Origin of the sequence: Zhengella sedimenti (assembly GCF_046506625.1) — a bacterium.
Classification (GTDB): domain Bacteria; phylum Pseudomonadota; class Alphaproteobacteria; order Rhizobiales; family Rhizobiaceae; genus Zhengella; species Zhengella sedimenti.
Genome location: NZ_JBKFFP010000001.1, coordinates 1,000,713 through 1,014,585, shown reverse-complemented (window position 1 = coordinate 1,014,585; position 13,873 = coordinate 1,000,713). Strand labels below are relative to the sequence as shown.

The window sequence follows — 13,873 nt, the reverse complement described above, 5'->3', positions numbered from 1 at the left end:
CATCATGCCGCCCAGGGATCGTAGACGGACTTGCCGCCCTTCAGCATGGTCTTGGCGATGACCCCGCGATGGATTTCCGAGGCGCCGTCGAAGATGCGGTAGATGCGCGCGTCGCGGTAGTAGCGCTCGATCGGCAGGTCCTTGGAGAAGCCCATGCCGCCGAAGATCTGCATGGAACGGTCGACCACCCGCCCGAGCGTCTCGGAAGCCTGTACCTTGAGCATGGAGATCTTGGCGCGCGGATCGAGCCCCGCGTCGATCTGTGCGGCACATTCCCAAAGCGCGGTGCGCGCCGCGTTGATCTCGATGGCACTGTCGGCCAGCATCTGCTGCACCATCTGGAACTCGCCCAGCGACTGGCCGAACTGGCGCCGGTCATTGGCATGATCGACGGTCATGTTGAGGATCTTGGTCGCCTTGCCGACGGCCCGCGCTGCCACCTGGGCAAGGCGCACGCGGCCAAGCACCGAAAGCGCCAGCTTCAGCCCCTCGCCTTCCCGGCCCAGCAGGTGATCATCGGTGAGTTCGACGTCATCGAAATGCAGTTCCATGTGACTGGTGCCGCGAACGCCCATCATCGGCTGGTCGCGACCCACGGTGAAGCCCTTCATGCCCTTGTCGACCAGGAACATGGAAATGCCGCGGTGGCCCTTGTCCGGGTCGGTGACCGCCGTCACCACGAAGAAATCCGAAAACGCGCCGTCGGAGATGTAATGCTTCATGCCCGACAGGATCCATTTGCCGTTCTCGCGCCGTGCCCGTGTCCTGATGCCCGCCGCGTCGGAACCGGCGCCGGGCTCGGTAAAGGCGATGGAACAGACCCGCTCGCCGGTAACCGCCGGCTTCAGCCAGCGCTCCACCTGAGGGCCTTGCGCCGACAGCAGCACCTCGTAGACATTGCCGAAAGCGCGCCGGATCAGGATGTCGGTCGTGTGCCCGAACTGCTCCTCGCACAACATCGTGTCGAGCGCCGAAAGCCCGCCGCCGCCATGCTCTTGCGGGATGTTCATGCCGTAGAGGCCAAGCGCCTTCGACTTCTCGAAGATCGACTGCGCCAGTTCCGGACGCAGCACGCCGGTCCGCTCGATCTCATCCTCCAGCGGCGCCAGTTCGGCGGCGATGAAGCCGCGAACGGTTTCGACCAGCATGCGCTGCTCGTCGGAAAACCGGAAATCCATCGTTTCGTTCTCCAGTCAGTCTGTCAGTCGGTTTCGTCCATGTGGCCGCCGAGGAAAAGCTGGCCCACCTTGGGATCGTTGAGCAGCTTTTCGGCGCGGTCGTGCATGCGTGTCTGGCCCAGTTCCAGAACCAGTCCGTAATCGGACATGGCCAGCGCCGCCTTGGCGTTCTGCTCCACCATGAGGATGGTGACGCCGCTGTCGCGCAGGCGCTGCAGCGTGCGGAACACCTCCTGCACCAGGTTCGGCGAAAGGCCGATGGACGGTTCGTCGATCAGGATGAGCTTGGGATCGAGCAGCAGGGCGCGGGCGACTTCCAGCTGCTTCTGCTGGCCGCCGGACAATTCGACGGCCTTGCGGTCGCGGAACTCGCGCAGCATCGGGAACTGGTCCATGACCACCTCGATGCGCGCCTTCACCCGGTCCTGGTCCTGCGCCGTGATGCCGCCGAGTTCCAGGTTGTGATAGACCGAAAGCTGCGGCACCACGTTGCGGCCCTGCGGCACATAGGTCACACCGTGGGCGATCATGTCGCGCGGCTTGCTCCCCGTCACGTCGCGGCCTTCCAACAGGACCTGGCCGGAATGGATGTTGAGCAGGCCGAAGACGGCCTTGAACACGGTCGATTTCCCCGCCCCGTTCGGCCCGATCACCGTTGTGATGGAGGCTTTGGGGATCGTGAACGACACGCCGTTGAGGATCGTGATCTTGCCGTAGCCGCCATAGAGGTCTTTCACTTCCAGCACGGCTCAGCCCCCCAGATATGCGTCGATGACCTGGCTGTTCGACCGGATTTCCTCCGGCGTCCCCTCCGCGATCACCGCGCCCTCGGCCAGCACGATGATGCGCGTGCAAAGGCTCATGACGAATTCCATGTTGTGCTCGATGACCACGAAGGTCGTGCCGTGCTCCCGGTTGTATGTGCGCAGCCGCTCCTTCAGGCTCTCCAGCATGGTCAGGTTCACGCCGCCCGCCGGTTCGTCGAGCAGCACCAGGTCCGGCCCGGCCATGAAGGCCATGGCGGCGTCGAGCAGCTTCTGCTGGCCATAGGACAGCGATCCCGCCTTCTCGTCGCGCAGATGGGTCAGCCGGAAGAACGCGATCATCTGCTCGGCTTCCCCGGTCAGCCCGGCATCGGATGGACCGAACAGCCGCGACAGCATGGTGCCGTGATGCTCCTGTCCGGCCAGGATGATGTTGTCGAGCACGGTCATTTCGGGAAAGACCGACAATTGCTGGAACGTGCGTCCGACGCCCAGCCGGTTCAGGTCGCAGGCCCGCATGCCGGACACCGGTGTATCCTTGACCCTCACGGAACCGGAATCCGGCCGGAGCTGGCCGAGCACGCAGTTGAACAGCGTCGACTTGCCCGATCCGTTCGGCCCGATCAGGCCGAGCACTTCGCCCCTGGAAACCTCGAAGCTGACATCGCGCACGGCATGGATGCCGCCGAACGACTTGGAGATGTTGCGAACGGAAAGAACGGTCTCGCTCACAGCTTCGATCCTTCCTTCATGTCACCGCGCACCTTGCGCTGCGGGCGCAACCTGGAAAGCAGGCGGTCGCCCAGCCCGATCAGCCCGGAGGGCGAATAGACCATGAGCACGATGACCGCCGTGGAATAGAGGATCAGGTAATAGCCCTCGGTGAAGCGCAGGAATTCCGGCAGGAGGATGACCACCGCCGCGCCCAGCATCGGCCCGAAGAAATAACCCGCGCCGCCGACTACCACCATGAGCAGGATCTTGAGCGAGTGGATGAGGCCGAAGGAACCCGGCTCGATGAACTGCACCAGCGGGGTCATGATCGCGCCCGCGCCACCGCCAAAGGCCGAGCCGATGGCAAAGGCGAGCAGCGTTATCCGCCGCGTGTTGACGCCGAGGCTTTCGGCGCGCACCGGGTTCTCGCGCAGGGCCTTGAAGGCGCGGCCCCAGGGTGAATGGACGATCCAGAAGAAGATGCCGGCCGAGATGACGAACAGCACCAGGACGAAATAATAGAACTCCAGGTTCTTCATGGTCGAGATGCCGAAGAAGGAAGGCCGCGGCATGCCGACAAGCCCGTGCGAGCCGCCCGTCAGCCATTCCTCGTTGCGAAGAACCAGGAAGACCAGCGTGTTGAAGGCAAGAGTCACGAAGGCAAGGAAGTGGTGCTGCACCCGGAGCGCCGGATAGCCCAGCACAAGTCCGATCAGGAATGTCGCGCCCATGGCCGCCAGCCAGCCCAGCACCCAGTGATAGCCGGCCAGCGTGACGAGCGCGGTGATATAGGCGCCGATGCCCATGAAACTGGCCTGGGCCAGGCTGATCTGTCCGGCATAGCCCAGCGTCAGGTTCAGGCCCATGGCGGCGATGGAAAACATGAGCCAGGAGGCGAGCACGTAAAGGATGTAATTGCCCTGCCCCAGCGGCGCCAGAACGAGCGCCACCAGTGCCAGGAGGACGAAGATGACGGTTGCAGGCTTCATACCGTGCGGCCCTCCGAGGTTCCGAGCAGGCCCTGTGGGCGGACCAGGATGATGAGGATGAGCAGGATCATCGGCAGCGCCTGCCGATACTCGGACGAGAAATAGGTGGCTGACAGGTTGTCGATGACACCGATGAGCAGACCGCCGACAAGCGCGCCGCGGATCTGGTTGAAACCGCCGACAATGGCCGCGATGAAGGCCACCAGCCCCAGCGTCTCGCCATTGGAGAACTTCGCCAGGTAGATCGGCGTGATGAGGATGGAGGCGATCGCCGCCAGGGCCCCGTTGATGAGGAAGGTGTAGAGCACCATCCGCTTGATATCGACGCCGAGGATCTGCGCGACATCCGGGTTCTGCGCCGTCGCCTGCATGGCGCGGCCGGTGCGCGTGCGTCCCAGGAAGAGTTGCAGCCCGATGATGGCGCCCATCGCGATGATGAAGTTGGCGATGTCGGGAATGGAGACCGCAGCGCCGAAAATCCGCATCACGTCCTGCGGAAACAGGCTCGGGAAAGGCTGTCCGAGCGGCGAATAGAATTCCTTGACCAGTTCCTTCAAAAGCAGGCCGAGCGCGATGGTGGCGATGACCAGCGGCAATGTCCCGTGCTTGATCATGGGTTCCACGATCAGCCGCTTGAACAGCGCGCCCAGGATGAGCACTGACAGGACGATGGCGAGCGGCATGGCCAGCCACAGGGGAAAGCCGAGCTTGACCGACAGCGCGAGCACGAAGAAGGCGGGCAGCATCACGAATTCGCCCTGGGCGAAGTTGATGGTCTGCGAGGCCTGCCAGAGGAGCGTGAAGCCGACCGCCGCCAGCGCGTAGATCGACCCCGCCGACAGCCCCGAAACGAAGATCTGGATGAATTCGGACATGCGCCCGCGCCTCCGCAGGAAGGAAATTCAGGTGCAGGATCGGGCGGTGCCGGAAAAGCACCGCCCTGCGTCAGACGGATCAGTTGGCCGGAAGCGTCTTGGTGATCTTCTGGGCGCCGTCCACCACTTCAACCAGGAAGCTTGCCCGGCTCATTTCACCGGTCTCGTCCCAGCAGGTATCCATCAGGATGCCCGGATGGTTTGCCGCATCGAGGCACAAGCCGCGCAGCGTTTCGGCGAACTTCTCCCGGTCGAATTCGCCGATCTTCTCAGTCACATACTTGACCATGTAGGCACCGATATAGCCCTTGATGGCATTGTGGTCGGCGCCGTAGCCGTATTTCTGCTGGAACTTGCCGGCCATTTCCTGGATTCCGGGAACCGGGGCTTCAGCCGTCAGGCCGACATGGCCGAATGCGCCGTTGGCGGCATCCCCGGCCAGGTCGATGACCTTCTGGGAAATGAGCACGGTGTCACCGGCCATCGGCAGGCCGAGGCTCTGCTTGGAGGCCTCGATCAGGAAACGGGCGCTTTCCTCTTCCGTCAGGTAGACGAAGACGGCATCCGCGCCCGACGACTTGACCTTGGCCACGTCGGAGGCAAAGTCCACCTGCGCCTGTTCGGTCGGCACGTCGGCGACGATCTCGAGGCCCATGTCCGCGGCGATCTTCATGAAGGCGTCATAGCCGCCCTTGCCGAACTCGGTATTGGCCCAGACGACCGCGATCTTCTGCGCGCCGAGACCGTCCTTGAGATAGGTGGCCAGCTTGGGAAGGCCCTTCTGCGCACCGAAGGCCGTGCGGAAGATGTAGGGGTTGCCCTTGGCGGTGATGGTCGGGGATTCCGAACCGGTGATCTGCGGCACGCCGTTCTGCTGGGCGACCAGCATGTTGACCACCGTCGAGGACGAATAGACCGTGCCGAGGAGGACGAAGGCGCCCTCGTCGATGGCCTTCTGCACGAGTGCGCGGCTGACCTGCGGATCGGTCTGGCTGTCATACTCGGCCAGGTTGATCTGCTCGCCGAGGATGCCGCCGGCGGCATTGATTTCCTCGACGGCCATCTTGACGCCATCATGCCAGACAGCGCCGGCTGCCGCACCCGCGCCCGAAAGTTCGGCCACATCGGCGATCTTCACTTCAGCCATGGCAGCGCCTGCCGAGAGCGCCAGGATAGCTGCGGTATTCAGAAAGAGCTTCCGGATCATCTGTTCCTCCCTTGAATGGATCAATCCGTTTCCAGTGACAGAAGGGCATCGACAAGAAGCCCTTCCTGCGCCGTGAACATGCCGAGTCCCGGCATGGTCCGGCATCCCTTCGCCGCCGCCGCCTCGATGAAAGGCGACCGCTCCGGCTTGGTGATCGGGCAGGCCGCGAACTGGCGGGCCTGCATTTTGTCGACATCCACCGGCAGCGGATCTTCCGGCCGCATGCCGAGCGGGGTTGCATTGGCGATGATATCGAAGCCGGACGGATCGGGCGAACCGGCCGAAACCTTGCCTGCAAAGGCCTCATCCAGTCGCGCGATCAGCGCATCGCGGCGTGGCTGGTCGATATCGTGGATCGCAAGATGGTCAGCACCCCGGGCCAGGAACTCGTAGGCGATCGCAGATCCCGCGCCACCGGCGCCGACGAGCAGGACACGCTTTCCGTCCACCGCGCCACCGGCGGCCAGAATGCCGTCCACATAGCCCATGCCGTCGGTGTTGTCCCCGATCCAGCCGGCGCTGGTGCGGCGCATCACGTTCACTGAACCGGCAAAATGGACACGCCTGGTGACCTTCGCGCAGTAATTCCTCGCCGCCTGCTTGTGCGGAACGGTGATGACGAGACCCGTCACGTTCCGCATCACGTCCAGTCCGGCCATGAACCTGTCGAAATCCGCAGGTGTGACATGAGCCGGCACGACGACGGCATTCTCGCCCATGGCAGCCAGCCTGCCGGAAAGCAGGCCGGGTGATTTCACCTGGGCAATCGGATCGCCCACGATGGGAAACACCCGTGTCTCGCCATTCAACGTGATCGTCACCGCCATCCCCTCCGCACTCCGCCCCAGGCCGGATTGCACATTTTCACTGTCTCGCCGGGCTTGTCGCCGACCGGGCGGACTGGTGCCGCCCTGGACTGCGGCCTTTGCCTGACAGCCCTTTTTCCAGCCAGCATGGAGCCTGAAATAGCATCAGGAGAAAATGGATGAACACACGCATTCATTGGACAATTCGAAAGGGCCGGCCCTGCCATCAGGCTGTCCTCCCCTGCTGGCGCGCGCGATAGAACTCCAGCGTCAGGGCAATTCCCTCGTTGAGGCCCGTAATTCCGGCCGCCGCCAGTTCCGGCGGCATTTCGCTGGTGGCCAGATCGGCGGGGATGCGGAGCGGCGGCCCCTCGACGGAGACGGACGCCTGCGGCACCTGCACCTTCAGGGCGGAAACGAAATCGGCCATCTCCGCCGTTTCGCCACACAGGGTGTAGGCCTCGGCGCCCCGCATGGGCGACGAGACCGCAATGGCCATCAGGCGGGCCACATCGGACACGTGAACGAAGCCGACGCGCCCGGAAAAGCGGATGGTGGCCGGTTCCCCTCGCATCGCCGCGCCGAGCGCGATGGACGGCCCGGCGGCAATTCCGGAACTCTGCCCCGGACCGTAGACAATATAGGGACGGAAGCCGACCGACGGCAGGCCGTGATCGGCATGATAGGCCCGCGCCGATCCCTCGATGGCCAGTTTCTGCGCACCGTAATGGGTCATCGGACGCGGGTTCACCCTGTCGTCCGGGCCGAAGACCCCGGCGGTCGAGACATAGACCAGCCTGTCGATCCCGTGCCGCAGCGCAGCCTCGAAGACATGCAGGCTGCCCATCAGGTTGATCGCTGCGGCGCGCAGCGGATCGGCAGCCGCCTCCACGGTCATGACGCCGGCCAGGTGGACAATGCCGGTGCAGCCGTCCATGGCATCGGCCACCGAACCGTCGGCGATGTCGCCGGTCACGAAGGCTACGCTGTCCGACATTCCTTGCCGGATCTCGTCCAGGGCGGCCGGGTTGGGGCGCGCATCGAAGATGACCACGTCGTCGCCGCGTGCAAGAAGCTCGGCGACGACCCATCGGCCGACAAAGCCCGTGCCGCCAGTGACCAGAACCCGGCTCATGCGGCATCCTCCCGCGCAATACCGGCCCGTGCGGCCGCATGGCGTCCGGCGATGTAGCCGAAGGTCATGCCCGGCCCGATGGTGATGCCGGGCCCCGGATAGACCCCGCCCATGATGGACTGCATGTCATTGCCGCAGGCATAGAGCCCGTCGATGGGGCGGCCCTGCCCGTCCAGCACACGGGCTTGCGTGTCGCAGACGAGGCCCGTCGCCGCGCCGATGTCGCCCGGCTCCAGACGCACCGCATGGAAAGGGGCGGTCCTGACCGGCCCAAGCGTCGGGTTCGGCCCGTGCGACGCATCGCCATTGGCGCGCTCGTAGACGGTTTCACCCCGGTGAAAGTCCTCGTCGCGCCCCGTTTCGGCGAAGCGGTTCATGCGCTCCGCCGTGGCACGCAGCCCTCCGGCGTCCACGCCCAGCTTCCCGGCAAGCTCTTCCAGTGTCGCCCCCTGCACCAGGTAGCCGTCGTCCAGATAGGGTTTCAGCCCCTTGCCGCCCGGACGCACCATGCCGAGGCCGTATTTCGTGAGCGTGGCGGCATCGGCGATCAGGAAGACCGGCATGTGGCTGCCGTCCCTGTTGGCGGCGTACATGGCCAGCGTGAATTCGTGGTAGGAACGGCTTTCATTGGTGAAACGCCGCCCGTCCCGCCCGACGGCGAAGGTGCCGGGCTTGGACCGGTCGAGCACGAAATGCGGGAACACGGCCGTGGTGCCATCCGGCCGCCTGCGCACCGAACAGGGCGCCCAGTAGACATTGGAAGCCGCGCCTGTGCCATAGACCGCGCCCCTGGCCAGCGCCAGGTCGTGCAGCGCCCCGGTATGGCCGGGCGCCGACGGGCTGTTGGCGGCCAGCGGTTCGGGAAGCATCTCGCCGCGCCGCGTCGGGTGGCGCGTGAAACCGCCGCTGGCCATGATGATTCCGCCCGCAACCGCGATGGTGCGCTCGCTCCCGCCCTGGCGCACCGACAGCCCGGTGACCGCACCATCCGGACCGGCAAGACCGGTAACCTCGGCTTCCGTCGCGATGACGACCCCGAGGCGGCGCGCAGCCGCCAGCAACTGCCCGATCAGCGCATTGCCCATGACGAGGCGCGTGCCGCGCCCGTGCCTCATCTTCTGCGCATAGTAGGAACCGATCAACCGCATGGAATAGGCCAGCGACTTCAGCGAACTTTTCATCTTCAGCAGATGGGCAATGTCGTCGCGGTCGACCAGCAGCCCGCCCAGGATGGTGAATTCGGGTATCGTCGGCCGGATCAGCTTCAGGTCCTGACCGAGTCCGCTGGCGTCAAAGGGCAGCGGCTCCAGCGCCCTGCTGCAGGAAGTCGAGCCCTCGATCTCGTACAGGTAGTCGGGATGGAACGGCCGCGCCCGGAAATGCACGCCCGCCTTGTCTTCCAGCGCATCGATCGCCAGTGGGCCTGCGTTCAGGAAAGCATCCCGCATGTCTGCCGAAGAGCGGTTGCCGACCGCCCGGTCCAGGTAGCCGCGCACCTTTTCAGGACTGTCGTCCGCGCCGATGGCGCGGGCATGGCGCGTGTTGGGTATCCACGTCGTGGCCGCCGAATAGGCCGATGTCCCGCCCACATATTCGGTCCGCTCGACAAGCAGGACGCGCGCGCCTTCGAGCGCCGCGAACACCGCCGCGGCCATGCCCGCGGCGCCCGCGCCGACCACGGCCACATCGAAGCTCGACGGCTCCGGCAGATCGGCTATGGCCCGGCGCGCGGCACTCATTGCGAACGCCTGCGTGCGGCCATTCCGTTTCCGTGGCGGTCAGATGCGGTCACGCGCCCCTCCCAAGGCATGGAGCCGGCCACTGGCTCGTCGGATTCTGGCAATATCGGAAATTGGAAACTCTTTCAAGAATAAAAAAGTTTTCACAAATCGCGAAAATCCTGCTATCCCGGCAAGGCGATCCGCGGGCTCGGCGGGAGGCGGAGGCGGGGGAGGACATGAACGTGACTGACAAGCGACTGGCCGTTGTTGGCGCCGGCATCATTGGCAGGACCCATCTCGACGCCATCAGCGCGGCGGATGGATTTCGCGTGTCGGGCATTGTCGAACCCGGACCGGCCGGCGCGGACATCGCCGCGCGCTATGGCATCACGCTCTACGGCGATTTCCAATCCATGCTCGATGACAGGCCGGACGGCATCGTCATCGCCACGCCCAATGAAAGCCATGTCGAACTTGCCGTGCGCGCCGTACGGGCAGGTATCCCCGTCCTGGTGGAAAAGCCGGTGGCGACCGGCGTGAACGAAGCCCGCACGCTGCTCGATGCCATCGACCGGCACGGTGTGCCGGTCATGACCGGGCACCACCGCCGCTTCAACCCGATCATCCTGAAGGCCCGCGACCTCGTGGCAGGCGGTCGCTTCGGCCATCTCGTCCAGGGGTCGGTGCTGTGTTCGCTGCGAAAGGAGGATGCCTATTTCGACGTCGAATGGCGCCGCACGCCCGGTATCGGCGGGCCGTTGCTGATCAACATGATCCACGAGATCGACCTTCTGCGCTTTCTCTTCGGCGAGATCGCAACAGTCACGGGCGTCGTCTCCAATGCCGAACGCGGCCTGCCGGTGGAGGACACGGCCGGTGCGATCCTGACCTTCAGGGACGGCGGCACCGTGACGCTGAGCGTTTCGGACGCCGCCTGCGGCCCCTGGGCCTGGGACATCGCGGCGGGTGAAAATCCCGGCCGCTTCCCCGCCCACAAGGTCCAGTCCCATTTCTTCGCCGGTTCGGCATGCGGCTTCTCCCTGCCGGACCTCACGGTCTGGACGCATCCCGGCGAAAAGACCTGGTATGACGAGATGCGCCCCACCCGCGAGACGGTGGAGGACGCGGATTCCTACATCGGCCAGGTCCGGCATTTCGGCGATGTCATCGATGGCAGGGCCGCGCCGCGCTGCTCGGCTCTGGACGGGGCACGCAACCTCGCCATCGTCGACGCCATCAAGGCGTCCGCGGAATCGGGCATGCGCCTGCGGCTGGACGCATCGGGACTTGGCGCCGCTACGCCGGAGGTCGTGCCATGAGCGGAGTCCTCGAACGGTCGCTTGCCATCATCGAACTGCTCGCGCGCAATCCGGCCGGCCTGACGGTCAGCGCCATTTCCGCCGATCTCGACCTGCCGGTCAGCGCCGCGCACAGGCTCCTCAACGAATTGGCGAAATTCGGCTATGTGCGCCAGCTTCGCGCCCAGGGCGAGTACACGCTGACCATCAAGCTGGCCGCGCTCGGTCTGGCCTTCCTGGGCCAGATGGGCGTGACGGACATCGCCCAGCCGATCCTGGACCGCCTTGCGCGTCTCTCCGGCGAACTCATCCGCCTTTCCGTCGTGGACGGAAACAACCTGATCTGGGTCGGCGTGTCACAGGGCGCCACCGGCGGGCTTCGCTACGATCCCAACGCGGAACAGGGCCAGGTCGTGCATCTGGCCTGCTCGGCGGGCGGCCGCGCCTGGCTATCGGCCGTCAGCGACGAGGAAGCCCTGCAACTGGTGGCCGGGCAGGGCTTGCGCCCGCCGTTCGAGCCCGGACCGAAAGCGCCGGAAAGCATGTCGCAATTGCTGGAACTGCTGGCCGGTGACCGCAAGCGCGGCTATGCCGTGGCCGTCGATTCCTACACGGTGGGCATGGCCGCCATGGCGGTTCCGATCCGCCACCCCGATGGCGGGCACGTCATCGGCTGCCTGTCGATCGCGGGTCCCGCTGTCCGCGTGACGCCCGATTACATGGAGCGCATGGCGCCCGCCCTGAAGGAAGCCGCCGTCGAGATCGCCACGGCCACCCGCGCCTCGCACTTCTTCGACAGTGCCGAACCGGCGCGAAAGACAGCGGCGAACCGATGATGGCCGCTCCCGCCGCGCCGATCGAATGCGACGTGCTGGTCGCCGGTTCCGGCGCCGGTGGTCTCGCAGCCGCGGTCGTGGCCGCGCATCACCGCCTCTCCGTCGTCGTGGCCGAAAAGGAACCCGTCTTTGGCGGAACGACGGCCTGGTCCGGCGGCTGGCTCTGGATTCCGCGCAATCCGCTGGCCCGGCGCGCCGGGATCGAGGAAGACCCCGACGACCCGCTCGCCTACCTGAAGGGCGAACTGGGCAACCGCATCGCCGATCCGCGCATACCCGCCTTCCTGGCCAACGGCCCGGACATGGTCGCCTTCTTCGAGCAGAATACCGCTGTCCAGTGGATCGACGGCAACCGCGTGCCGGATTTTCACGACACGCCCGGCAGCCGTCAGGGCGGGCGTTCGGTCTGCGCAAGACCCTTCGACGGGCGCGCGCTCGGCCGCCACATCGCAAGGCTGAAGCCACCGCTCGACCTTGTCAGCCTTGCCGGAATGGGCATCGCGGCCGGCGCCGACATGAACCATTTCTTCAACGCCACCCGCTCGGCGCGCTCCACCCTGCATGTTACCGGCCGCCTCGCCCGCCATGCCCGCGACCGCGCCCTGCATGGCCGCGCCATGCAACTGGTCAACGGCAATGCCCTCGTCGCCCGCCTGATGAAGAGCGCGCTCGATCTCGGCGTCACGCTCATGGAAAATGCGCCCGTCGCCGCGCTGCGGCATCACGGCGCCCGTGTCAGCGGTGCAACGCTCGGATCAGGCGTGGAGATCGTGGCCCGGCGCGGTGTCGTGCTCGCCACGGGCGGATTCCCCCATGATCGCGGCCGCATCGCCCGCCTGTTCGACCATGCCCCCGGCGGCACCGGCCACTTTTCCGCCGCGCCGCGCTCCAACACCGGTGACGGCATCACCCTGGGCGAAACCGCGGGCGCCCGGATCACCTCGGATCAGGCCGCCGCGGGCGCCTGGTGTCCGGTTTCGCTCGTGCCGCGCAGCGATGGCCGATTTGCCCATTTCCCGCATCTGGTCGACCGCGCCAAGCCCGGCTTCATCGCGGTGACGCCGGACGGCCGGCGTTTCGTCAACGAGGCCGGCAGCTACCATGATTTCATGAAGGCGCTGTTCGCCGTCACGCCCGGGGCAGCGGCACCCGAATGTTGGCTGATCTGCGATCATCGCGCGCAGCGCCGCTTCGGCATCGGCTGGGCGAAACCCTTTCCCTTTCCGCTTCGCCCCTATCAGGCCTGCGGCTACCTGAAGAGCGGGCGCACGCTGGAAGCGCTGGCGGCAGCCTGCGGCCTGCCCGCCGATACGCTTGCCTCGACGGTCGCACGTTTCAACGGCCATGCGAAGGCCGGCGACGACCCGGATTTCGGACGCGGACGCTCGCCCTACAACCGCATCCAGGGCGATGCCGCCCATGGCCCGAACCCGTCGCTGGGCGCCCTCGAAACAGGCCCGTTCCATGCCGTGCGCTTGGTGCCCGGCAGTCTCGGCACCTTTGCCGGACTGGCGACCGACGCCGAGGCCCGCGTGCTCGACGCCACCGGCGCGCCGATCCCCGGCCTCTACGCGGCGGGCAACGACATGGCCTCCATCTTCGGCGGTCATTACCCCTCCGGCGGCATCACGCTGGGACCCGCCATGACCTTCGGCTACATCGCCGCGCGCCACATGGCCGGCCTTGCCGGTGCCGGCGCGCAAACCACGGACAACAGGGAGAGAACGGATGAAATTCTACGAACTGGCAACACTTGACACGGTGATCTTCGGCGGCCCGAAGGCCGCGCCCTCCATCGAGGCCTTCGTCAACGCACCGGACGCGAAAGGCCGCCTGCTGGGCGCCTGGGGCAACGATATCGGCGCCCTCAACAAGGTGCACCTGCTGCGCGGCTTCGACAGCCATGAAGACCTGCTGGCCGAGCGCGAGCGCGTCCTGCGCTCATCCAATCCCTTCGGCTGCGCCGACCTGCTGACGGGCATGAGCCTCGACAGCTACAGGCCGCTGGATTTCCTGCCGCCCGTGGAGACCGGCAGCTTCGGCCCGGTCTACGAGATCCGCACCTACCGCATGAAGGTCAACGGCCTGACGCCCACCATGGAGAAATGGGAAGCGGCGGTCCCGGAGCGACTCGCCTATTCGAAGATGACCATTGCGATGTATTCGATCGACGGCGCGCCGCGCCTGACCCAGATCTGGCCCTATGAGAGCTTGGAAGCCCGGACCAAGGCGCGCGCGCAATCGGTCGCCGACGGCAAGTGGCCGCCGAAGGGCGGGCCGGACTGGATGACACCGGACATGACATCCACCGTCGCCATGCCGCTTTCCATCTCGCCGCTGACCTGAGGCC

Annotated in this window: 13 protein-coding genes; 4 read left to right on the top strand and 9 right to left on the bottom strand. The window is 65.9% G+C overall.

All coding sequences use genetic code 11. The features are described from left to right. Nucleotides 1-2: 2 nt before the first annotated feature. The 9 genes from ACLB6G_RS05005 to ACLB6G_RS04965 form a co-directional block, all read right to left on the bottom strand. Nucleotides 3-1,178 (bottom strand): acyl-CoA dehydrogenase family protein, encoded by a 1,176-nt coding sequence (locus tag ACLB6G_RS05005; protein ID WP_410355007.1) that lies wholly within the window; start codon nt 1,176-1,178, stop codon nt 3-5. A gap of 23 nt (nt 1,179-1,201) precedes the next feature. Continuing rightward, on the bottom strand, nt 1,202-1,924 hold the full coding sequence (locus tag ACLB6G_RS05000; RefSeq protein WP_410355006.1) for an ABC transporter ATP-binding protein: 723 nt from the start codon (nt 1,922-1,924) through the stop codon (nt 1,202-1,204). 3 nt (nt 1,925-1,927) lie between these two features. Beyond that, entirely contained in the window at nt 1,928-2,674 is a 747-nt protein-coding gene (locus ACLB6G_RS04995) for an ABC transporter ATP-binding protein (RefSeq protein WP_410355005.1), read from the bottom strand. After that, a complete protein-coding gene (locus ACLB6G_RS04990; protein WP_410355004.1) occupies nt 2,671-3,645 on the bottom strand; it encodes a branched-chain amino acid ABC transporter permease in 975 nt (324 codons plus the stop codon). Before ACLB6G_RS04990 ends, ACLB6G_RS04995 begins: the two co-directional genes overlap by 4 nt. Further along, nucleotides 3,642-4,520, bottom strand: a complete 879-nt coding sequence (locus ACLB6G_RS04985) for a branched-chain amino acid ABC transporter permease (RefSeq protein ID WP_410355003.1) — start codon at nt 4,518-4,520, stop codon at nt 3,642-3,644. Before ACLB6G_RS04985 ends, ACLB6G_RS04990 begins: the two co-directional genes overlap by 4 nt. 79 nt (nt 4,521-4,599) lie before the next feature. Further along, nucleotides 4,600-5,727, bottom strand: a complete 1,128-nt coding sequence (locus tag ACLB6G_RS04980; RefSeq protein ID WP_410355002.1) for an ABC transporter substrate-binding protein — start codon at nt 5,725-5,727, stop codon at nt 4,600-4,602. Between the two features lie 20 nt (nt 5,728-5,747). Beyond that, on the bottom strand, nt 5,748-6,554 hold the full coding sequence (locus ACLB6G_RS04975) for a shikimate dehydrogenase family protein (RefSeq protein ID WP_410355001.1): 807 nt from the start codon (nt 6,552-6,554) through the stop codon (nt 5,748-5,750). Between the two features lie 205 nt (nt 6,555-6,759). Further along, complete coding sequence (locus ACLB6G_RS04970) at nt 6,760-7,668, bottom strand: NAD-dependent epimerase/dehydratase family protein (protein WP_410355000.1); 909 nt, start codon at nt 7,666-7,668, stop codon at nt 6,760-6,762. Further along, a complete protein-coding gene (locus ACLB6G_RS04965) occupies nt 7,665-9,407 on the bottom strand; it encodes an FAD-dependent oxidoreductase (RefSeq protein ID WP_410354999.1) in 1,743 nt (580 codons plus the stop codon). The genes ACLB6G_RS04970 and ACLB6G_RS04965 overlap by 4 nt, the downstream gene beginning before the upstream one ends. Before the next feature lie 224 nt (nt 9,408-9,631). On the opposite strand from ACLB6G_RS04965, the gene ACLB6G_RS04960 reads away from it, so the two are divergent. The 4 genes from ACLB6G_RS04960 to ACLB6G_RS04945 are packed head-to-tail and all read left to right on the top strand — an operon-like array spanning nt 9,632 to nt 13,869. Next, complete coding sequence (locus ACLB6G_RS04960) at nt 9,632-10,708, top strand: Gfo/Idh/MocA family protein (protein WP_410354998.1); 1,077 nt, start codon at nt 9,632-9,634, stop codon at nt 10,706-10,708. Beyond that, the gene (locus tag ACLB6G_RS04955) at nt 10,705-11,523 is read left to right on the top strand and encodes an IclR family transcriptional regulator (RefSeq protein ID WP_410354997.1); all 819 of its coding nucleotides are present in this window, start codon (nt 10,705-10,707) and stop codon (nt 11,521-11,523) included. Before ACLB6G_RS04960 ends, ACLB6G_RS04955 begins: the two co-directional genes overlap by 4 nt. Further along, nucleotides 11,520-13,280 (top strand): FAD-dependent oxidoreductase, encoded by a 1,761-nt coding sequence (locus tag ACLB6G_RS04950; RefSeq protein WP_410354996.1) that lies wholly within the window; start codon nt 11,520-11,522, stop codon nt 13,278-13,280. Before ACLB6G_RS04955 ends, ACLB6G_RS04950 begins: the two co-directional genes overlap by 4 nt. Next, complete coding sequence (locus tag ACLB6G_RS04945) at nt 13,252-13,869, top strand: NIPSNAP family protein (RefSeq protein WP_410354995.1); 618 nt, start codon at nt 13,252-13,254, stop codon at nt 13,867-13,869. Before ACLB6G_RS04950 ends, ACLB6G_RS04945 begins: the two co-directional genes overlap by 29 nt. Nucleotides 13,870-13,873 lie beyond the last annotated feature (4 nt).

What these genes read in the sequence shown, in the direction of transcription:
- ACLB6G_RS05005 (WP_410355007.1), bottom strand. Translation starts at nt 1,178, where the DNA reads ATGGATTTCCGGTTTTCCGACGAGCAGCGCATGCTGGTCGAAACCGTT.
- ACLB6G_RS04990 (WP_410355004.1), bottom strand. Translation starts at nt 3,645, where the DNA reads ATGAAGCCTGCAACCGTCATCTTCGTCCTCCTGGCACTGGTGGCGCTC.
- ACLB6G_RS04985 (WP_410355003.1), bottom strand. Translation starts at nt 4,520, where the DNA reads ATGTCCGAATTCATCCAGATCTTCGTTTCGGGGCTGTCGGCGGGGTCG.
- ACLB6G_RS04980 (WP_410355002.1), bottom strand. Translation starts at nt 5,727, where the DNA reads ATGATCCGGAAGCTCTTTCTGAATACCGCAGCTATCCTGGCGCTCTCG.
- ACLB6G_RS04975 (WP_410355001.1), bottom strand. Translation starts at nt 6,554, where the DNA reads ATGGCGGTGACGATCACGTTGAATGGCGAGACACGGGTGTTTCCCATC.
- ACLB6G_RS04970 (WP_410355000.1), bottom strand. Translation starts at nt 7,668, where the DNA reads ATGAGCCGGGTTCTGGTCACTGGCGGCACGGGCTTTGTCGGCCGATGG.
- ACLB6G_RS04965 (WP_410354999.1), bottom strand. Translation starts at nt 9,407, where the DNA reads ATGAGTGCCGCGCGCCGGGCCATAGCCGATCTGCCGGAGCCGTCGAGC.
- ACLB6G_RS04955 (WP_410354997.1), top strand. Translation starts at nt 10,705, where the DNA reads ATGAGCGGAGTCCTCGAACGGTCGCTTGCCATCATCGAACTGCTCGCG.
- ACLB6G_RS04950 (WP_410354996.1), top strand. Translation starts at nt 11,520, where the DNA reads ATGATGGCCGCTCCCGCCGCGCCGATCGAATGCGACGTGCTGGTCGCC.
- ACLB6G_RS04945 (WP_410354995.1), top strand. Translation starts at nt 13,252, where the DNA reads ATGAAATTCTACGAACTGGCAACACTTGACACGGTGATCTTCGGCGGC.